The organism is Candidatus Arthromitus sp. SFB-mouse-NL, from assembly GCF_000709435.1.
GTDB lineage: Bacteria > Bacillota > Clostridia > Clostridiales > Clostridiaceae > Dwaynesavagella.
On the sequence record NZ_CP008713.1, the window covers coordinates 878,195 to 900,152 of the forward strand.

The following is a 21,958-nucleotide window of genomic DNA, read 5'->3' on the forward strand; positions in this document are numbered from 1 at the left end:
AAAATGTTACTAAAAAAACAAATCACCTTTTAGTTTTAAAAACTAGAAGGTGATTTGTTTTAAATATCCATCATTTAAATCAAATATTTTTAATATTTCTAAAGCAATTAACTCAACTATTGGAACTGAAACAGCATTACCAGCTTGTTTATATAAACGTGAATCAGCATAATCTCTATTTTTATACTTTAGAGGGAAAATATACCCATCATCTATTGGGAAACCCTGTAATTTAAATGTTTCTTTAGGGGTTAATTTCCTTATCCCATCATTTACCTTTATTAAAGGTACATTATGTCCACCCATACCCATATTTGCTGTTAAGGTTGGACATACATTACTCTTATTTTTTCTAACATACATTCCTCTTCTACATTGATAAAATTGATACATTTCACTTATCTGATCATCAAGATTAATTTTATATAATTCCTGATTATCATTAACTTCCTTATCGGATATAAAATAACGAGGATATTTTTCTTTGGTATAATAATATTTTTCTCCCATATCCTTATTTAAATGATAATCAAGTATTTGCTCTATATCTTTCTGTCTTTCTTTAGACGTTTTATTATTTTTATATTTTGAAATAATGTCTTCATCAAATAAGTTAAATTTCTTTGCATCAGATTTATTTAAAAAACAAACAATATATATTCTTTCTCTATTTTGAGGTAAATTAGAATAATCCATAGTGTTTAATATACGATCAAATACAGTATATCCTAATGATTCTAAGTTTTCCTTAATAACTTTATATGTTTTACCTTTATCATGAGATTTTAGATTTTTTACATTTTCTAAAAATAAAACTCTAGGTTTATAGTATTTTTCACCTAGTTGTTCTATTATATCAATTATACTTAAAAACAAGTTACCCCTTTTATCTTCAAAGCCTTTCTGTTCACCAGCTATACTAAAGGCTTGACAAGGAAACCCACCTGTTAAAATGTCAATTGGTTCTTCCAAAATTTCTCTATGTAATTCTAAATAATAATTATACTCAGATACACTATTTTTAATGTTTTCCGGATGTAATATTAATTCTATATCTCCTCTAAATAATTTATGTTTAAAGTTTAAATTATAGGTAACACAAGCATATTCATCAATTTCATTAGCCCATATAACATTATATCTTGAATCATTTGTCATAACATTTTTAAATCCTAAACAAATTCCTCCAACCCCTGCAAAAAGACTCCCTACTTTATATATTTTCACCATTCATCTACCTTTCATATGTTTTCTAATGTATTTAATTAGTTACCTTATATTATGAGTAAAATCAGCACTCATCGTTATTTTTATTGTTAGTTTTAATACTTAAATTTTTTATAGGTTTATCAATTATTTCTAGGACTTATCTCTATGATTTATATTAATTTTTTGAAAATATCACTATCATCATTAATTCAACTACTTAAATTCTTTAATATATATACAAAAAATACATCTTATTTCATTCTTCAAAGAGATTATAGAATCAATTAACTATCTTCATTTGAAATTTAGATTTTCTCAACACTGAAAAAAGAATAAATTATATTTAAATTTTTCAATAGAAAGTATAGATTTATTTCTATCATTTCCTATGCCACTAGCTTGAGAAATAATCTCTAAATCGTATCTTGAAATGAGTACATCTAAAATAAATTTCCCCGATTATCATAATACAATTTTATAGAAATATCTTATAAATTACAACTCAAATAAAATCTAAAAATATTTACTGATACAACTTATTATAAAATTTTAAGTACAAAAAACAAAAAAACACACCTCACTAAATTAATTTTAAAAAATTGTTTTTATACGCTTAATGTTGTGTTATTTTACATTAAACATAAATCCTCTTAAAATTGATGTAAGATGCGTTATCCTTAATTTTAATTTCTTAGTCATATATACAAGTTAATATTTTTCAAAATCTCTTACTAAAATTATTTTTTTAAAAGTGTTAGGATTCCTTGAATAGTCAATCCAATAATTAAAAAAATTATTACACCTATTAAAATAGCCCATAACCAATCTGAATGTCCATTTCCATTTCTTCCAATAATAACTGTTACCAATACCCCAACAAATAGAGAAGCAGCCCAAAAAACTCCAATTGACGAATCAAATTTATTTGGATACATTCTACACCTCATTTTTATTCAAAAATTTCTATTAAACAATAGACTAATTATATATAGTATTCTTTAAAATGTAAATAAAAAATACAAATGGATTATACAAAAAAATTAAGCACTTACACAACTGTAAATGCTTAATTTTATAATATGTTAATTAAAGAATTATACAAATCAAACCGCCACTGCCTTCATTAACAATCTTCTGTAATGTCTTTTGAATTTTAGCTTGAACATCATCGGGCATTTTATATAATTTATTTTGAAGACCCTCTTTAACCAATACCTCCAAGCTCTTTCCAAACATATTTGATTGCCACATACTAGATGGATCATTCTCAAATTGTTCAAGTAAGGATTTAACAAGTTCTTCGGTTTCTCTTTCTGTACCCATTATAGGAGATATTTCAGTCTGAATATCAGCTTTAATTAAATGTAGAGATGGTGCAGATGCTTTTAATTTTACTCCATAACGAGCACCCTGTCTTATAATTTCAGGCTCTTCAAATCTCATTTCAGATAATTGAGGTGCAACCAAACCATATCCAGTTTCTCTAACATCATTCAAAGCTTGTTCAACTTTACTATATTCAACCTTAGCTTTGTATAAATCTTTTATAAATTCTAATAAATGTCCTTCATCTTGAATTTCTTGTTCACATATTTCACTTAATATTCTATAAAATATATTACTGTGAACATTGAATTTAACTCTAGATTTACCATTTCCAAGACTAGTTTCTATTATGTCTATTCCACTTATAAATTCATCTCTTTCTGTTATATAATCAGCAATTTTTTTAACGTCACTTATTTTATTGATATCTTGACTCATGTCTTTTATTAAAGATATGAAGTTTTCTTTTAACCAATGTTTAGGGTCAAGTCCATTTATCCAAGTTGGTAAATCAATATGAAGTTCTTTAACTGGAAATTCTGTCAATACTCTCTTAAATAACTTTTCTATATCTTCCTCAGTCATTTTAGCAATATCTATTGCTACAACCGGAACATCATATTTTTCTTCAAGATCTAATTTTAATTCTTGAGTTTCAAATGTATTAGGATGTTTTGTATTTAAAATTACTACAAAAGGTTTATTTATACTTTTAAGATCGAGTATGACTCTTTCTTCAGCATCAACATAACTTTCTCTATCTATTCCTGTAAATGAACCATCTGTAGTAACAACTACTCCAACAGTTGAATGATCTGTTATAACCTTCCTTGTACCAATCTCAGCAGCTTCTTCAAAAGCAATTTCTTCATCAAACCAAGGTGTTTTAACCATTTTAGGAGCATCTCCTTCTAAATGCCCTAATGCTTCATCGACTATGTATCCAACACAATCAACTAATCTAACTTTTAACTTTAAATTCTCATTAAAGCTAATCTCGATCGCTTCATTAGGTATAAACTTTGGTTCAGTTGTATGAATGCTCTTTCCTGATCCACTTTGAGGCAATTCATCTCTTGCTCTCTCTTTTTTGAATGAATTCTCAATACGAGGAATCACCATTTTATCCATAAAAGTTTTTATAAAAGTTGATTTACCTGTTCTAACTGGCCCAACAACTCCTATATAGATATCACCTTGTGTTCTTTTTGCTATGTCTTCATATATATTTAAGTTTTCCAATCTAAGTACCTCCACAAATTAACTTAATCTATTAAATATATATTTTCTTTTTTTCACTTTATTCCACTTAGTGTTAATTAATCTAAAAAACAAAAATAGAACACTACTAAAATTTAGTAGTATTCTATTTAAAGATTTTTAATTATAGTAAAACTAAAATTTATATCTTAAATTTTTCATCTTTTTTATCCCTAGACATTAAAGTTGTTTCAATGTATCGTAAATCCTTATTATTGAATAAGACTTCATAAATTGATTCTATTATAGGAACTTCAATATTTTTTTCTTTAGCGATATTGTAAAATATTTTGCAAGCTGTTATACCTTCAACAACCATACCTATCTCTTTAATAGCTTCATCAAGTTTCATTCCTTGACCAATGAGAAGACCACATCTTCTATTTCTACTGTGATTACTTAAACAAGTAACAATTAAATCACCGATTCCTGTTAAACCAAAAAATGTTTCTAATTTCCCTCCCATTACAATACCCATTTTTATAAGATCGTTTAGTGATCTTGTAATAATTGCTGCACTTGAATTATCTCCATATCCCATACCATTAATAATACCTATGGCTAAAGCAATGATATTTTTCATTGCACCACCTATTTCAACACCAATAATATCAGAATTTGTGTAAATTCTTAAAACATCATTGGATAACATATCTCTAATTAAAATTGCCTTATCCATATTTTTTGAAGTAGCAACAAGTGCAGTAGGTTGTTTTGTAGCAACTTCTTCTGCATGACTTGGTCCAGACAAAACAACAATTGGATTATTTGGGAATTCTTCTTCCAAAACTTCTGACAGTCTTTTATATGTAGTTAATTCTATTCCTTTAGATAAACAAACCATAATACTATTTGATTTCAATTTACTATGTATTTTTCTAGATATTTCTCTTATGGCTTGTGATGGTACTGAAAGAAAAATTATATCACTATCATAAATAGCTTCATCAATATCATTAGTAGCCATAACTTTTTCAGGAATGGTAATATTTTTTAAATATTTTATATTTCTTTTATCACGGTTAATACCAAGAACAACATCGGCATTTCTATCATACATTTTTATATTAAAATTATATTGTGAAAAAATTACAGCAAGTGCTGTTCCAAAACTCCCACTTCCTAAAAATGTTAAATTCATTTCCTTTCTTTCCTCTCCTTATATTGTATTTCTATACCTGTTCCTTCAAAATCAAAACTCTCTCTTATCTGGTTATTTAAATATCTTATGTATGAAAAGTGTAAAGTACTTTCATCATTTATAAAAAATATAAATTTAGGTGGCTTAACATCAACTTGAGTGCAATAATATATTTTTAACCTTTTAAGTCCAACTATTGGAGGCTCTTTTATCATCGTAGCTCTTCCTATAATTTCATTTAAAATTCCAGTTGGAACCCTTCTTGAATAATTTTCATAACATTTTTTTGAAATTTTTAAAACTTGATGAATTCTTTGTCCTGTCAATGCAGATATAAATAAATACGGAGCATATGTAACAAAATTCAATTGATTTTGTATTTTATTTTTGAACTCATTATAAGTTCTATTATTTTTTTCAACAACATCCCATTTATTTACAACTATAACTATAGCTTTATTTCTTTCATGAGCATAACCAAGTATTTTTTCATCTTGCTCAGTCACTCCTTGAGTTGCGTCAATCATAAGGAGACAAACATCACATCTATCAATACTATAAAGACTACGAATAACACTATAATGTTCAACATTTTCTTTTATTTTAGCCTTCTTTCTAATACCTGCTGTATCAATCAAAGTAAATTTACCAACTTCATTTTCAAAATATGTATCAATAGAATCTCTAGTAGTTCCTGCAATATCACTTACTATTGACCTATTATATCCTAATAATTTATTTATTAATGAAGACTTTCCAACATTAGGCTTGCCAACAAAAGCGATTTTAATTATATCATCCTCACTATCTTCAAAATCACTATCTTCAAAATGTTTAACAACTTCATCAAGCATATCACCAAGTCCTAAAGCCTGACTTGAAGATATAGGACAAGGCTCACCTAGACCAAATTCATAAAATTCATACAAATTCATCTCGTCTTTTTTAGAATCAATTTTATTTACAACAAGTACAATAGGTTTCTTACTTTTACGAAGTATACGAGCAACTTCTCTATCTCCATCTACAAGACCAGTTTTACCATCAACAATAAACAAAATTACATCAGCAGTTTCTATCGCAAGCTCCGTTTGAATTCTCATATTTTTAAACATATCATCATTAGTTTTAAATTCAATACCACCAGTATCAATCATTATAAATTTATATTTAAGCCATTCTGCATCTCTATAAATTCTATCTCTAGTAACACCAGGAGAATCATCAACTATAGAAACTCTATCTCCAACAATTCTATTAAATAATGTAGACTTTCCTACATTAGGACGACCAACAATTGCAACAATCGGTTTTTTCATTTTATATTCCTCCAACATATTTATAAATAAAATATGTTTCACATTTAAATTCTTAAATTATCAATTTTATAAATTCATTTACATTATAACACAATTATCAATTACATCACTCTCAGACGTTAAAATATCTCAGTTAAAAATAATATCAAATGTACTGTTGTTAATATGCTTACCTACTGTAAACTTCCATAAATTTGTACACTCAATAGGTGACTACGTAAGCTCTCCTGTTTTTCATCATACCTAACCCTATAAATCAAATTTTTACACTCTAATTATTTCACACTATAGGATAAAAAGAACAAAAAATTTATGAAAATATTTCAAATAACAATAAAAAAGGTACAGTAATTAAACACTGTACCAAACATTAACCAATTAAACTTCTATTGGATCTTTCTTAGCAATTGCATTTTTATCATTGAATCTCAAAAATCCACAAATATGATCAACCAATTTATTTAATCTTTCAACATCTATATTATTTTCTAAAGTATCTGTTGTTTGATGAATTAGATCATCATCATAAGTATCCATAAAGAAAATTGACTGAATTCCATTTTTCTCAAAGGCCATATGATCACTAGTATAGTTTCTAATTTTTGTGTCTTTATTAATAGCCTCACCTGTTGTATCCATATATTGAAAAATTAGTGGAGATAACTCTGGAGATCTTTTATCACTACTATAAACAATGAGAGGAGACCCATTCTTTACTCCAACGCAATCTATATTTATATTGTAAATATTTTTATATCTATCTTTTATATCATTAATCAATGCTCTTGAACCAATATATCCTATTTCTTCATGATTAACTGCTGCTACTATTATATCTGTTTCAAATGGAGTTTCCTTTGACATTTCTTTAATCTTATGTGCAATTCTTAAAAGTACTGCTGTACCAGAAGCATTATCTACTGCACCAGGATGAATTGTTTTATCATCTTTTGGGTTAAATCCTCTACCAATATGATCAAAGTGTGCTGTAATTACTACTGCTTTACTCTTTTCACTATGATTAGTACCTTTTATCAATCCAACAACATTACTTTTTTCACCATCTGGGTCAATAATTTTGTAAGCATTAATGTTACTTTTAAATTTGTATTTATGCAAATATGTATCCTTAAATAAATAATCTAAACCTATATTTTCAAATTGAGAGTTTAAATATTCTACAGCTTTATCATTACCATCAGTATCGCTTGCTCTTCCCTTAAATTCTTCTGAGGTTAATATCTGAATAATTTTTTCAGTTTCATCTATTAAATCAGGATTTTGAACTGGAGCATTATCTGATTCATTAAACTCATTTTTAAGTGGAATAGCTTCTGAAAGAGCCCCTGTTCCTTGATAAATTTCTTTAAAATTATCTGGATTTTTTATACATGAGCTCGTACTAAATAAAATGACAAACGCAAGTAATAAGACTTTCATTTTTTTTAAATAATTTCATAATTTTTAAAATATTCCCTCCAAAACTTATCAAAATATCATATTCAAAATTATATCATTTTTACATTTAATTCACAATATATCATAAAATTTATTTAAAAATAAATTCTCTTATTTTAAAGTTTTGATTTTTTAACTTATTATATTCCTCTTTTTATACTGATTTACAGTATATTTTGTATTAAGATTGATATAATTTATACCTGAATTGCCATTATTTTTAACTGAACACTACTACATCATATTTTACTAGAATCAGTACCTTTTTAATATAAAAGTCCACTCCTTCCAGGCATATAAAATGCAGATATAGTATCTGGTTCAAACTTAATGCTCCGTCCAATTCCAGCTTTAAATTTCTGTTCCAACTTTCATAATATTGGCAACTCGCATAATTTTATTCTTTCTTTTGTATCAACAAAATTCCAATGATTGCCACAATAAAGATAATCGGTGATACTCTAACAAACATCCATTCTAATGAATGAAATGCCACCCCAAGGACAGCAGTTTCTGGCTCACTATAATTCCATCCCAAATAAGAACTTTCCAATAACAATAATATTGCAAAAATTATTACTATAATTGCACATAACGAAATAAGTCCACAATGAATAATTTTTCTTATCGTGCTTTTCTTTTGTGCTAGTTGTAAGTTTATCACTTCCAATTTTTCTGAAATAACTTTTAAGGTATCAGCTTCTATTTCAGTAATAGTTTCTCCTAACAATGTACTTACAGATATTTCAAAAACTTCCGATAAGGAGATTAACATATCGGAATCAGGAACTGACAGTCCTTTCTCCCATTTGGAAACTGTTTGTCGTACCACATTTAATTTAACAGCAAGCTCCTGTTGTGAAAACCCTTTTGATTTCCTAATTACTTTAATATTTTCATTAAGCATATGAAAAAAGTCTCCTTTCTTTCAGTTGTTACAACTATTATAAGAAAAACCTACCATTACTACAAGCAACGTAAATTAACATTGACTTTTTGTATCAAACTAAAAGAGAAAAAAGCTTTTGCTCACATTAAATGAGCAAAAGCTTTTATTTTAAATATATATTTTTAAACTCATCGCTATCAGCTATACGTTTTAGCATATCTCCATAACTTAACCCATTTTCCAATTCGTCATTCCAAAATTTCAATCCCTCGTCATCGGGCTCTCGCTTAAATAAATTTTCATATAATAATCGTATAAATTTTGTATAATTAGTTGAACTATAGTCCATATTTTCTATATCCTTTTTAAATTTTTTCCACTTCTCCCAGTTATTTTCTCTCATCGACAATGGACATATTTTTCTGCTGGCGTCATAATGCCTAACAACACACTCAAGCGGAATATTATATTTATCCATTTGATATTTGGTCAACTTAAGTGTATTATTGTAAATTTTTTCATAATTACCATCAGAATTAACGCACATCTCTATTCCAATACTATTTTCATTTGTAATTCCGTATTTTCCATGTCCATCACCACAATGAAAAGATTTATCTGAGTCTTTAACAATTCTTAAAATTTGAGTATCATCTATGAAATAATGTGCAGATGCATCTCTATACTCTGAATTAAAAAAATGATAATGAGCATCAGCATTTGCTCCAACACTAGTATTATCTGTATCGTGTATTACTAAATACTTAATTTTTTCTCCATTCCTCGAGGAAAAATTATATTTAATTAACTTTTCATTAATCTTGATTTCCATTCAAATCATCCTTTGATTGTTAAATTAATTTTTAATTAGTAATATATACAAAATTCCTTCAAATTGTTACAAAAAAACCTTAAGATATATAATACCTTAAGGTTTAAACATTAAATTATTTATTTAATCTTCTTTTAAAAAACTCACCGGACTTTAAATACATAATATTTTCACAAATATTATTTATATGGTCTCCTGCTCTTTCAAAATATTTAATAACAAATAAGGTTTGAACTGCTATATTATTTGTAATTTTGCCTGAGTTCATTTTTTCCATAGTATTTGAAAAGACTTTAGTATACTCATCATCAATTGCTTCATCACTCTCGTATATTTCAATAGCCTTTTTCTTATTATTATCAACATAAGCTTGAATTACTTCTTTGACCATTTTCTTAATTATGCTTGAAAAATAGTCTGATATTTCAGAATCAATATTTTCATTCTCAGGTATATACATAGATACTTTTGCTAGATCTACAGCATAATCACCTATACGCTCTAAATCCTGGATTATTTTTATTGTTGTAAATAGTCTCCTCAAATCACTTGCAAGCGGATTCTGAGTCGCAATTAATTTTAAACACTTATATTCCATTTCTTCTTTAAGAAAATCTATATTATCATCATTTTCAATAATTAATTTTGCTAACTCACTATCCTTAGTTCTTAAAACTTTCTCTGATTTTTCGAACTGTTCTATAACAAGATCTCCTAATTTCAATAGAGCTTCATTTAACTCATCTAAAACTCCTCTAAATTTTATGCGCATAACAATCCTCCTAAAATTCTATCCAAATCTTCCCGTGATATAGTCTTCCGTAAGTTTATTAGCCGGATTTTGGAATATTTTTTCAGTCTTATCCATTTCTTCAAGTTTACCATTCAAAAAAAATGCTGTGTAATCAGAAATTCTTCCGGCTTGTTGCATATTATGAGTAACTATAACAATAGTATATTTCTTTCTAAGTTTAACTAACAATTCCTCTATTTTTATAGTCGAAATTGGATCTAATGCCGAAGTTGGTTCATCCATTAAAATTATTTTTGGCTGAGTAGCCAAACATCTTGCAATACATAATCTTTGTTGTTGTCCTCCAGACAAATTATAAGCACTTTTCTTTAAGTCATCTTTAACTTCATCCCAAAGTGCCACATCTTTTAATGTAGTTTCAACCAATTCGTCCAATATATTCTTATCTTTTATTCCATAATTTCTAGGGGCAAAAACTATATTATCGTAAATAGATTTAGGAAATGGGTTTGGTTTTTGAAAAACTAATCCAACCTCTTTACGAAGAAGAACAACATCTTGATCTTTTATATCTTTGCCATCTAAAAGTATATTGCCAGTATATCTGGCATAATCAAACATTTCATTCATTCTATTTAAATTTCTTAAAAACGTAGATTTACCACATCCTGAAGGCCCAATAAGAGCTGTAACCTTATTTTCATATATATCAATATTTATTTCAAATAAGGTTTGTTTTTCTCCATAAAAAAAATCTAAGTTTTCAACTTTTATAATAGCTTTTTTCATTAAATATTAATCCCCTATCTTTTAATCATATTTTTTTTCGAATTTTTTCCTTATAATAATTGCTACGATATTAAATACTAAAACGATCAATAATAAAATAATTATTCCTGACGATGCTAAATACTGAAATTCAATCTCTGGTCTTGAAGTCCAATTGTATATTTGTATAGGCAAAACTGTAAATCCATCGAATAAACTTACAGGTATAAATCTTATAAAAGTTGCTGCTCCAACCACAATAAGTGGAGATGCCTCACCAATAGCACGAGCAAGAGATAAAACTATTCCAGTAACTATATTGGATAAAGCACACGGAAGAACTACACCTCTAATAGCTTTCCATTTTGATACACCAAGTGCTAAAGCTCCTTCATAAAATGAATACGGTACAGCCCTAAATGCCTCTTGTGAAGAAATTATTATTGGTGATAAAACCAACAAGGAAAGCGTTAATGCTCCTGATAATATACTTGATCCAAACATAAATAATTTTACAAAAACCCCAAGACCAAGTATACCGTATACAATAGCAGGAACACCCGCTAGGTTTTGAATATTTAATTTAATGAAATTTGTAATCTTTGATGGTTTAGCATACAATTCCAAATAAATAGCTGTACCAATTCCAAATGGTATAGAAATTACTGCAGTCAAAATTAATATATATATGCTTCCAACAATTGCTGGTGCTATCCCAGCTTTTAAAGGTCTACTGGATGGAAAGTTCGTTATAAACTCCCAATTTAAATTTTTTAATCCATTTGAAAAAATCTGAACTAATAAAGCAATTAGAAAAAATATTCCTATACCCGTTGCAATTAAAGTTACGGTTTTTAGCATTTTATCTTTAGCTTCTCTTTTCTTGAGATTATTTTTTATAAGTTCCCTATCATATAATTCACTTTTCATTATTTACCCGCTTTCATTCCTAAAACTTATATTTATTTTTGTTTATAATTCTACGAGCTATAATATTTAAAATTAATGTAATTAAAAACAATACAGCTCCACAAACAAAAATAGTTTTATATTCAATAGAATCAAAAGATACATCTCCCATACTAACATTAGCCATATAAGTAGTTAATGTTTGAACACTCTTTAACGGATTAACATTAAAAAGTGGATTACTTCCAGATGCAATTGCAACAATCATTGTTTCACCTATCGCACGGGAAATAGCTAAAATAAATGACGATATAATTCCTGATTTAGCTGCTGGAATTAAAACTTTAGTTGTAACTTCATATTTTGTACTACCAAGAGCATAAGCCCCTCTTTTTATTGAGCCAGGTACACTTCTTAATGCATCCTCACTCAGTGATGCAATCATAGGAATAATCATTATACCTATAGCAATACCAGCACTTAATGCATTGTATATCTCCAAATTATGTATAAATAATTTTAATATAGGTGTGATAAAAGTTAGTGCAAAAAATCCATAAACAACAGATGGAATAAATGCCAATGCCTCTAAAACAGGTTTTAAAAAAGCACGAACTTTTTTAGATACATATTCACTTAAATAAATTGAAATTAAAAGTCCTATAGGTATTGCTATTAAACATGAAATAACAGCTATCATTATAGTCCCAATTATTAAAGTCATAATATTATAAGTAGGTGTACTTAAAAGTGGATTCCATGAATTTCCTTTAAACAATTCAAAGAAACTCACTTCTTTAAAAAAATCTTTAGCTTCAAATAATAATAGAAAAACTATAACTATTGTTATAAAAATCGAAATAAAGGCAAATAATTTTAAAAGACTTTCTATAAACTTCTCCTTCACTAAAATAAAACCTCCAAACCAATATTAAATTACTTAAATGTACAATTATATTTAAAAATTATTTTAAATTCTTTAATTGATCCTCGTAATCCTTATCTGATAGTCTGACTAAATTAACTTCCTCAGAAAGAGTACCAGAATTTAAAAGATAAAATTTAAGAAATTCATTTATTTCTTCCCTACCAAGATCATTTTTATCAAAATATATTCTGAGAGGTCTCGATAATAAATAACTTTCATCATTTATAGTTTGCATAGAAGGTATAACATTATCAATAGATAGTAAATTAATCTTATCTTTATTCGATTCGTAGTAACTATAACCAAAATATCCTATTGAATACTTATCACCACTTATCCCTTTAACCAAAATATTATCATCTTCACTAACTATAGCATCTTCCCTTTGAACTTTAGCCTTACCATTTACAACCTCAGTAAAAAATTCAAAAGTTCCAGATGCTGTACCTGGTGTATAAACCTTTATTAATTCATTTGGAAATCCTTCCCTTACATCACTCCAATATAACGCAGGATTATCATATCTAAAAATATGAGAAAGCTCTTCTTTAGTTAAATTTGTCACAAAATCATTATCTTTACTAACAATAACCGATATTCCATCATTTGCTACAATTAATTCCTGAGCATCAATTCCATTATTTTTAGCTTGCTCTAATTCTGAATCTTTAATCTTTCTAGAAGCATTAACTATATCTATTTCACCTTCTATAAATTTTTTCATTCCTCCACCAGTTCCAGATTCAGCTATAGATATCCTAATCTTTGGATTAACTATGGAAAATTCTTCAGCTACTATCTCTGTAATTGGATAAACTGTTGATGATCCATCAATTACAATATTGCCACGCAAACTGGATTTATTTTGATTGTTACTTGCACAAGAAACAAACGAAAATAAACACAATGCCAAACCTAAATTTAATAATTTAAAGATTCCTTTGCTCATAAAATTACTCTCCTCAAACTAATCTAATATTTATTCTAAATTAAATTAGTTAAGTTTATATTTTGTCAATGTTAAATCTATATTAAATATAATAGCCACCTCCAAAAATAGATTTTGAAGATGGCTCAATTTCTATAAATATATTTATTAGTAATACTCCAACCTAATAAAACATTTCGTTTCCATTATAAAAAAATGAATAAAGTAGAGCAATTGACTTACTCTACTTTATTTTTAGGAATATTAACTTTAAATGTCACACCTTTATCTTCATTATTAAAAACCTCAAGATTGCCAGAAATCTTTTTGACAGCACCATAAACTATGGACAAACCTAAACCAGTTCCTCGAAATTTTGTTTTAGAAGTTGGAATTTTATAAAACCTCTTGAATATGTTTTCAATTTCGTTTTCTGGTATTCCAATTCCATCATCTGAGAATTTAATACATAGATTTTTACTATCCTCTTTGCAAATTATATCTATATTTTCTCCAAAAGAGTGTTTTATAGAATTATCAATTATATTTAAAAATATTTGCATAATATACTTTTCGCAACTTAAAATTTTAATTCTATCTCCAATAATATTAATATTAATATTATTAGATATCTGAGGAGTAAGTAATTGTTTAACACTATATAACAATTGCATGATATCTATCTTTTGCTTTGTTATATCATTCTGTGTTTGAATTTCTGAAAAAATAAGTATATCACTTATTAAATTGTTGAGCCTTATAGCTTCCTTCGATATTATATCATAAAATATTTGTCTATCATTTTCATCCTCAACCTCTTTTAACGTATCAGCAAATCCTATTATAGATGTTAGAGGTGTTTTTAATTCATGTGTTATATTTGAGATAAATTCTGCACTCATATTATCAATCTTCTTTTGTTCGGTTATATTTTTAAATGTATATACAGTAAAATTATTATTTATCTTTTTTATATAACACGATATATTAATAAATGAATATTCTTCAGGTATCTCAAAAATAGTATCATTACTAAATTCAAGCAACCATCTTAAATTAGTTTCTTTAAGTAATTTATTATGTATTTCTTTCAAACTTAAAATATTAAATAATTTACCTAATTCATCATTTACATAATAAATCCTATTTTTACTATCTAAAATCAGGACTCCATACTCAAGAATATCTATTGTTCTCTCTAAAACATAATTATCTTCACATAATTTATCATACTTTTTATACACTTTATTAAACTTAAGCTTTATCAAATCTAATATATTTTCTAATCTAAAACTTTTTTTATTGGCCATATTAACAAGTGATTCTAAATAATCATTAGAATTAATTGTTAAAATATTTAACAAATTACGCTTAATTCTATTATTAAACTTTAGAACCCAAATAGACATACTTAAAATTAGTATTAATAAGAAAACTATCAATATTAAATTAAAATTCTTCATTATCCTTTAAATTAAATTTATATCCTATTCCTCTCACAGTCTCAATAAATATAGGATTTTTGTCATCATTTTCTATCTTTTTTCTTAAATTTCTAACGTGAACATCTACAGTTCTAGTTTCACCTATATAATTGTATCCCCAAATATTATCAAGTATATATTCTCTAGTTAAAACACGTCCATTGCTTTTTATTAGCATAACTAATAACTCAAATTCTTTAAAAGTCATATCTAGCTTTCTGCCTTTTTTATATACTTCTCTCTTTTTTAAATCTAACAATATATCACCAAATTTGAAATCATAAGATAAGTTAATTCTACTTATATTCAATTTTTCCATTCTTCTAAATACAGCTTTTATTCGAGCAATTACTTCATTTATGGAAAACGGTTTACAAATATAATCATCTGCTCCAAGATCTAGTGCTAAAATTTTATCAAACTCTCTATTTTTTGAAGAAACTATTATTATCGGTATTTTATTAGTATTCTCATTAGTAGATAACTCATTACATATTTCAAAACCATCTTTTTCAGTTAGCATTAAGTCAAGCAATATCAATTCGGGTCTAAATTCTGTTACAACATTAATTATATCTAATCCATCTAAAGTACATTTTACATCAAATCCATTTTTTGTCAAATTATATCTTAATAATTCAGCAATATTTAATTCATCTTCAATAATTAAAATCTTTTTACCCATAATCACTTAATCCTCTGTAAAGTTTATTTAATAAAAATAAATGAGAATATTCTGTTTAAAGATTTTGGATCTTTTCTATATGAATAAAATTTTACATCATTACTACAATGAACACAATAATCTATAACATTTATATTCTCAAGCGGAATATTACAATTCAATACAGAAGTCTTAATACATTCCAATAGATTAAGATTATTTCCATTAAATATATTATTATTTTGTTTAAATTTATAATGCTCACTAAACTTACGTTTAAGCTCCTCTCCAATTTCATAACAACAAACTTTATTATGAGGTCCTATATAAATAACTATATCATTAATATTTGAATAATATTTTTCTAAAAAAATATTAATTGCATTTACTGTTATTTCGTTATAAGTTCCCTTCCATCCACTATGTAAAATCGATACAATATATTTTTGAGAATCAAATAAAAATATAGGGACACAATCTGCAGTAAATACACCTATCCCATAATTCCTCTCTTGTGTTATTAATCCATCAGCTTCTATACCACTTGAAAAATTTTTATCACATTCAACAACAGTACTACCATGTATTTGAGATGCTACAAATACATCGTGTAAATCAAATTTTTTCTTAATAAAATTTATATTTTTATTATAGTTTTTAAGATTTGGGTGTATTCCAAATTCAGAATTAGCTGTGGTAATAACAAAACAAATATTATTTACCTGTTTATATAGAAAATATTTATTATCAATTTCTATTAATTCCATAAAAATCACCCTATAACAAACTAAATTAATATACCTAAGAAATACAAAAATCCTCCAAAAACGATTGAAGGAATTTCAAAAATTTATACAGTTAACAAACTACATAAAACTACTAGAAATAGTATCTTGTAATTTCCTTTAAAACATAATAACATAACCAAAACAAAAATTACAATAAAATTTAAAACCGAATTATTAATTAATAAAAATATCAAATTTCAAAAAATACCATTAGTTCCTTGCTTCTAATAATAAATCAATATTGCTTCCATCTACCAATATAACATCTAAACCTATATTTATTATCTTATCCCATGGAATTTCCAAATAATTATTTTTAAAAAACCATGATCCCTTTGTATAAGAAACTATAATTGATAACACCCTAAATGTATCTGTATCAATAACAAAATCATTTATATATCCTACTTTAGCACCTATACTTACATCTATGACTTCCATAGTCTTTAAGTCATTTAATGAAAATGACATATCTAACATAAAATCATTCCTTTGTATTTAAAAAAATTTTTTATTAATCTATATGATTCAATAACTTTATTTATACTATCTAAGTGTTATAATAACCATATAATTATTTATATTGAAAGGATTGTATATGAATAATCACACTTTAAAATTTAAAAATATGAATTGTTATGAATGTGCAGGAAAAATTAAAAATGAACTACTAAAATTAAGTTATATATCTAAAGTTGATATAGATGTATTAACCCAAAATCTTAACTTAGAATTTAAAGATACCTTAAATATAAGCCAAAAACTACAAGAAATTATGGAATTATGCATACAAATCGAACCTGATATGAGTTTTAACACATCCAATCATCTAAATGAATCTAAAAATAAAATAAACTCCTTAGAACTCATCTCATTTTCCATAGGTATAATCTTATTTATAATTTCATTTTTTATCAAAGAATCTGAATTATCCCAAGCTACACATCAAACTTTAATTTTTAAATTTTATGTATGCTTTGCAAGTTATTTACTAATAGGATTTAATATCTTAAAAAAAGCAGTTATGAATATAAAAAGAGGGATAATATTTGATGAAAATGCATTGATGATGATTGCAACAATTGGTGCATTAATCATAGGAGAATTTCAGGAAGCTGTAGCAGTTATGATTTTCTCAAGAGTTGGAGAATTTATACAAGATAGGGCTATCAATAAATCACGATCATCAATATCAAGTCTAATGGACATAAGACCTGATACTGCAAATTTAGAAACTAATGATTCTATAAAAATTGTTGATCCAAGCAAAGTTAAAATTGGAGATATAATTGTCGTAAAACCTGGTGAAAAAATTCCTCTAGATGGTGAAATTATACAAGGAATATCACAGTTAGATACAAAAGCATTAACTGGTGAATTTTTAACTAAAGAAGTAACAATTGGAGATAAAGTAATATCAGGATGTATAAATATAACATCTCTAATCAAAATAAAAGTAGAATCGGAATTTAAAAATTCAACAGTATCTAGAATTCTTAATCTTGTAGAAAATGCAAATTCAAAAAAATCAAATACTGAAAATTTTATAACTAAATTTTCAAAGATTTATACACCTACTGTTATAATAATTGCTTTTATAATTTCAACAATTCCACCAATTATTCTAGGTTACAACACTCTATCAGAATGGATCTATAGAGCCTTAATCTTTTTAGTTATATCTTGTCCTTGTGCACTAGTAATATCAATACCATTAAGTTTCTTTAGCGGCATAGGTGTAGCATCTAAAAATGGTATACTTATAAAAGCTAGTAATCACTTAGAGGCACTAAATAATTTATCAACTATAGTATTTGATAAAACAGGTACACTAACAGAAGGAAAATTTTTTATAAGTAAAGTTATACCCAAAAACTGTGAAATAGATGAATTAATAAAATATTCTGTAATGGCTGAGAGTTTTTCAAATCATCCAATAGCTAAATCCATAATTGATTATTATAACAAACCTATTGATAAGTTAAAAATATATAAATTCGAGGAGATTCCTGGATATGGAATCAGTATCTGTATAGACAATGATATTATAATAAGTGGAAATAAAAAGATGATGGATAAATTCAATATTAATGTTGATTTTATAGATGAGAGTGGAACAAAAGTGTATGTAGCAAAAAATAATACCTATCTCGGATGCATTTTGATATCAGATAAAATAAAACAGAATTCATCTAAAACTATATTTGAATTAAAAAAGATGAATATAAATAATTTAGCAATGCTTACGGGGGATAATAATAAGACAGCTCAAGCTATAGCAGATACATTAAAAATTACAAAAGTATATTCAGAGTTGTTACCAGATCAAAAAGTAAAATATGTAGAAGAATTACTATCTAATAAACCTCCAAAATCAACTTTAGCATTTATTGGAGATGGTATAAATGATGCTCCTTCTCTAGCTATGGCAGATATTGGAATATCTATGGGAAGCATTGGAAGTGATGCTGCTATTGAAGCATCTGATATTGTTTTAATTGATGATGACCCATATAAGATAGTAAAGGCAATAAAAATAGCAAAACAAACAAGAACAATTGCTATGCAAAATATAGTATTATCTTTAACCGTAAAAATATTGGTAATAATATTAGGGGCCTTAGGATTATCATCTATGTGGACAGCTATACTGTCAGATGTTGGTATATCACTTGTTGTAATCCTAAATTCAGTTCGTATATTAAAAAATGAAATATAAATAATAAGAGGCTATCTATGACAGATAGCCTCTTATTATATGTACTTTCTCATATGTTTCAAAGCTGTTTTCTCTAACCTGGACACTTGTGCTTGAGAAATACCAATTTCCTCAGCAACCTCCATTTGAGTTCTTCCAGTAAAAAATCTTAAATTTAATATCATAGTTTCTCTTTTATTTAATTTTTTCATAGCCTCTTTTATAGATATATCTTCTATCCAATTTTCATAACAATTCTTGGAATCACTTATCTGATCCAACACAAAAATTGAATCTCCTCCATCATGATAAATAGGCTCAAACAATGATATTGGATCTTGTATAGCATCTAAAGCAAATACAACTTCCTCTCGGGGAATATCTAACTCTTTAGCAATTTGAGATACAGTAGGCTCTTTATTATTCTCCGACATAAGCTTATCTTTTACGATTAAAGCCTTATATGCTATATCTCTCAAAGATCTGCTAACCCTAATAGCATTATTATCTCTCAAATATCTTCTAATTTCTCCTATTATCATAGGAACTGCATAAGTAGAAAATTTAACATTTTGTGTTAAATCAAAATTATCTAAAGCTTTAATAAGTCCTATACAACCGACTTGGAACAGATCATCTACATTTTCTCCCCTATTATTAAATCTGTGTATAACACTCAATACTAGCCTCAAATTTCCTTGTATAAACACCTCTCTAGATTTTGTGTCACCATTTCTCATTTTTAATAAAAGTTCTTTCATCTCTTTGTCCTTAAGCACAGGTAATTTAGCTGTATTAACACCACATATTTCAACCTTACTTATCATAATATCAGTCCCTTCAGAGTACTTATCCTTCTTAGTATTACCGACATCATTCGATATTATTCATCTTTTTTAACTCTTTTGTAATTTTTTTGTAGTATTTAAATCATTTAAATATTTATTCATAATAAGCCTTAATTAATCAATTTCAATACATGTAGTATTCTCAAAAAATATTTAAGGGAAAATTACTACTATATTTAAAGTAATAATTTTCCCTTAAAATCCTAATAATAAATATAAATTATCTTTATATAAAAACTATAGCATTTTATTTATTTCTTTCTTTAATTTTTTAATAATTCTCTTCTCTAATCTGGATATATATGATTGAGAAATTCCTAAAATATCTGCTACTTCCTTCTGGGTTTTTTCTAAGTATCCATTTAAACCAAATCTTAAAGATATTATTTCATGTTCTCTATTATTTAATGATTCCATTGCTATAACAAGAAGTCCCCTATCAATTTCCTCTTCAATAAATTCAAAGACATTGCTATCACTAGACCCAAGTATATCAGATAATAATAATTCATTCCCATCCCAGTCTGTATTTAATGGTTCATAAAATGAAATTTCTCCCTTTACTCTATTCATTCTCCTTAAATACATTAATATTTCGTTTTCAATGCATCTAGAGGCATATGTTGCTAATTTTATTTTTTTATCTGGATTAAAAGTGTTAACCGCTTTAATAAGACCAATAGTTCCAACAGATATAAGATCTTCTACCATAATCCCAGTGTTTTCAAATTTCTTGGCAATATATACAACCAATCTTAAATTTCTTTCTATCAATATTGTTCTTACATTTTCTGTATCAGTTATTAATAATTTATTTATAAGATCATCTTCTTCATCACGAGTTAATGGTGGCGGTAATGCATCACTACTTCCTATATAAAAAATAGCACGAGTTATACATTTAAACTTGTAAATCAAATTATTAATGAAAATTATTATCTTCCTCATTAACCTTCCCCCTAAATTATGCACCTAGATAATATTGCTTCAAAACGTTTATTAGAATCTAACAATGTGTTGGTTGTACACAAAATAACATCAGCATAAAAATCTCTATTGTTATTTTTAAAATAAACATTCTTGATCTTTATACCTTCAAAATATGATGTATCCCCCGTTATAACCTTATACGGTATTTTATAAAAATACTTTTCATGATAAAAAACACCTGGAATACATCTTTTCTCTACAATTATTACTGGTAAGCCAGATACTGGTTCATATAATTCATTACCTGTATCTAAGAACCCCCTAAATTTATAAATTTTATTTTGATAGTTTAATTCTATCTCAAATATGTAATTATTAAAAAATGCACTCCTAGTTATATATTTTTTTACCACGCTATATATGACAAAAACAACAATAAAAATTATTAATATAATTCTATAATTTATAGTTATTAACCATACATTTAAAAATTTAATAATTCCAAATAATACAAATGATGTGAATAACATACTTACAATTATTTGTACAAAATAATAAAGTCTAATGCTAGGCATACATAAAATCAATCCACTTAATATACTTAGTAATGTAATAAATAATAAATAAAGCACAGAATTTAAATTTATTAAAATCAAACTAGCTATAAATGATGATATGGCAGATGCAATTAATAACCTAAGTAAATTTAATTTTAAATTCAGCATTTTAAAAGACGTATATAAAACAAATAAATTAAAAATGAAGTTCTCAAATACAAATAAGTCATAATAAATAACCATATTCAAGTCCTCCTATTTAAATCTC

General features: G+C 26.4%; 21 protein-coding genes. 1 reads left to right on the forward strand and 20 read right to left on the reverse strand.

The features are described 5' to 3' along the window. Positions 1-42 precede the first annotated feature (42 nt). The 17 genes from dcm to SFBMNL_RS04350 form a co-directional block, all read right to left on the reverse strand. Positions 43-1,230 (reverse strand): DNA (cytosine-5-)-methyltransferase, encoded by a 1,188-nt coding sequence (gene dcm, locus SFBMNL_RS04270; RefSeq protein WP_042294651.1) that lies wholly within the window; start codon positions 1,228-1,230, stop codon positions 43-45. A 716-nt stretch (positions 1,231-1,946) separates the two neighbouring features. Then, positions 1,947-2,144: a hypothetical protein gene (locus SFBMNL_RS04275; RefSeq protein ID WP_042294652.1), complete on the reverse strand. Its 198-nt coding sequence runs from the start codon at positions 2,142-2,144 to the stop codon at positions 1,947-1,949. Positions 2,145-2,295: 151 nt separating this feature from the next. Beyond that, positions 2,296-3,777 carry a stage IV sporulation protein A gene (spoIVA, locus tag SFBMNL_RS04280; protein ID WP_007440682.1) on the reverse strand — a complete coding sequence of 494 codons (1,482 nt, stop codon included), beginning with the start codon at positions 3,775-3,777 and terminating at the stop codon, positions 2,296-2,298. 160 nt (positions 3,778-3,937) lie between these two features. After that, a complete protein-coding gene (locus SFBMNL_RS04285) occupies positions 3,938-4,936 on the reverse strand; it encodes an NAD(P)H-dependent glycerol-3-phosphate dehydrogenase (RefSeq protein WP_005806199.1) in 999 nt (332 codons plus the stop codon). Then, a complete protein-coding gene (gene der / locus SFBMNL_RS04290) occupies positions 4,933-6,255 on the reverse strand; it encodes a ribosome biogenesis GTPase Der (RefSeq protein WP_042294653.1) in 1,323 nt (440 codons plus the stop codon). The genes SFBMNL_RS04285 and der overlap by 4 nt, the downstream gene beginning before the upstream one ends. A 378-nt stretch (positions 6,256-6,633) precedes the next feature. Continuing rightward, positions 6,634-7,695 (reverse strand): M28 family metallopeptidase, encoded by a 1,062-nt coding sequence (locus tag SFBMNL_RS04295; RefSeq protein ID WP_042294654.1) that lies wholly within the window; start codon positions 7,693-7,695, stop codon positions 6,634-6,636. Between the two features lie 415 nt (positions 7,696-8,110). Beyond that, positions 8,111-8,620 carry a helix-turn-helix domain-containing protein gene (locus SFBMNL_RS04300; RefSeq protein WP_005806194.1) on the reverse strand — a complete coding sequence of 170 codons (510 nt, stop codon included), beginning with the start codon at positions 8,618-8,620 and terminating at the stop codon, positions 8,111-8,113. Positions 8,621-8,765: 145 nt separating this feature from the next. Further along, on the reverse strand, positions 8,766-9,434 hold the full coding sequence (locus SFBMNL_RS04305; protein ID WP_081832578.1) for an N-acetylmuramoyl-L-alanine amidase: 669 nt from the start codon (positions 9,432-9,434) through the stop codon (positions 8,766-8,768). Positions 9,435-9,549: 115 nt separating this feature from the next. Beyond that, positions 9,550-10,206, reverse strand: coding sequence for a phosphate signaling complex protein PhoU (gene phoU, locus SFBMNL_RS04310; protein ID WP_042294655.1), 657 nt, complete (start codon positions 10,204-10,206; stop codon positions 9,550-9,552). An 18-nt stretch (positions 10,207-10,224) separates the two neighbouring features. Continuing rightward, positions 10,225-10,977, reverse strand: coding sequence for a phosphate ABC transporter ATP-binding protein PstB (pstB, locus tag SFBMNL_RS04315; RefSeq protein WP_042294656.1), 753 nt, complete (start codon positions 10,975-10,977; stop codon positions 10,225-10,227). A gap of 21 nt (positions 10,978-10,998) precedes the next feature. After that, positions 10,999-11,886, reverse strand: coding sequence for a phosphate ABC transporter permease PstA (gene pstA, locus SFBMNL_RS04320; protein WP_042294657.1), 888 nt, complete (start codon positions 11,884-11,886; stop codon positions 10,999-11,001). Between the two features lie 19 nt (positions 11,887-11,905). After that, complete coding sequence (gene pstC, locus SFBMNL_RS04325; RefSeq protein ID WP_081832579.1) at positions 11,906-12,772, reverse strand: phosphate ABC transporter permease subunit PstC; 867 nt, start codon at positions 12,770-12,772, stop codon at positions 11,906-11,908. Between the two features lie 58 nt (positions 12,773-12,830). Then, positions 12,831-13,742 (reverse strand): PstS family phosphate ABC transporter substrate-binding protein, encoded by a 912-nt coding sequence (locus SFBMNL_RS04330; RefSeq protein WP_042294659.1) that lies wholly within the window; start codon positions 13,740-13,742, stop codon positions 12,831-12,833. A gap of 218 nt (positions 13,743-13,960) precedes the next feature. After that, positions 13,961-15,184 carry a sensor histidine kinase gene (locus SFBMNL_RS04335; RefSeq protein WP_042294660.1) on the reverse strand — a complete coding sequence of 408 codons (1,224 nt, stop codon included), beginning with the start codon at positions 15,182-15,184 and terminating at the stop codon, positions 13,961-13,963. After that, positions 15,171-15,890, reverse strand: coding sequence for a response regulator transcription factor (locus SFBMNL_RS04340; RefSeq protein WP_005806177.1), 720 nt, complete (start codon positions 15,888-15,890; stop codon positions 15,171-15,173). The genes SFBMNL_RS04335 and SFBMNL_RS04340 overlap by 14 nt, the downstream gene beginning before the upstream one ends. A gap of 23 nt (positions 15,891-15,913) precedes the next feature. Continuing rightward, positions 15,914-16,636, reverse strand: a complete 723-nt coding sequence (gene pgeF / locus SFBMNL_RS04345) for a peptidoglycan editing factor PgeF (protein ID WP_005806175.1) — start codon at positions 16,634-16,636, stop codon at positions 15,914-15,916. Positions 16,637-16,867: 231 nt separating this feature from the next. Continuing rightward, positions 16,868-17,137: a YlmC/YmxH family sporulation protein gene (locus SFBMNL_RS04350; RefSeq protein WP_005806173.1), complete on the reverse strand. Its 270-nt coding sequence runs from the start codon at positions 17,135-17,137 to the stop codon at positions 16,868-16,870. 118 nt (positions 17,138-17,255) lie between these two features. Here SFBMNL_RS04350 and SFBMNL_RS04355 point away from each other — a divergent pair, with 118 nt between their 5' ends. Next, positions 17,256-19,376, forward strand: coding sequence for a heavy metal translocating P-type ATPase (locus tag SFBMNL_RS04355; RefSeq protein WP_042294661.1), 2,121 nt, complete (start codon positions 17,256-17,258; stop codon positions 19,374-19,376). A gap of 35 nt (positions 19,377-19,411) precedes the next feature. Here the strand turns inward: SFBMNL_RS04355 and sigG are convergent, their stop codons facing one another. The 3 genes from sigG to SFBMNL_RS04370 all read right to left on the reverse strand — a co-directional run bounded on the left by sigG (position 19,412) and on the right by SFBMNL_RS04370 (position 21,933). Then, positions 19,412-20,182, reverse strand: coding sequence for an RNA polymerase sporulation sigma factor SigG (gene sigG / locus SFBMNL_RS04360; protein WP_005806171.1), 771 nt, complete (start codon positions 20,180-20,182; stop codon positions 19,412-19,414). A 258-nt stretch (positions 20,183-20,440) separates the two neighbouring features. Next, positions 20,441-21,151, reverse strand: coding sequence for an RNA polymerase sporulation sigma factor SigE (gene sigE / locus SFBMNL_RS04365; protein ID WP_007440624.1), 711 nt, complete (start codon positions 21,149-21,151; stop codon positions 20,441-20,443). An 11-nt stretch (positions 21,152-21,162) separates the two neighbouring features. After that, positions 21,163-21,933 carry a sigma-E processing peptidase SpoIIGA gene (locus SFBMNL_RS04370; RefSeq protein WP_007440625.1) on the reverse strand — a complete coding sequence of 257 codons (771 nt, stop codon included), beginning with the start codon at positions 21,931-21,933 and terminating at the stop codon, positions 21,163-21,165. Positions 21,934-21,958 lie beyond the last annotated feature (25 nt).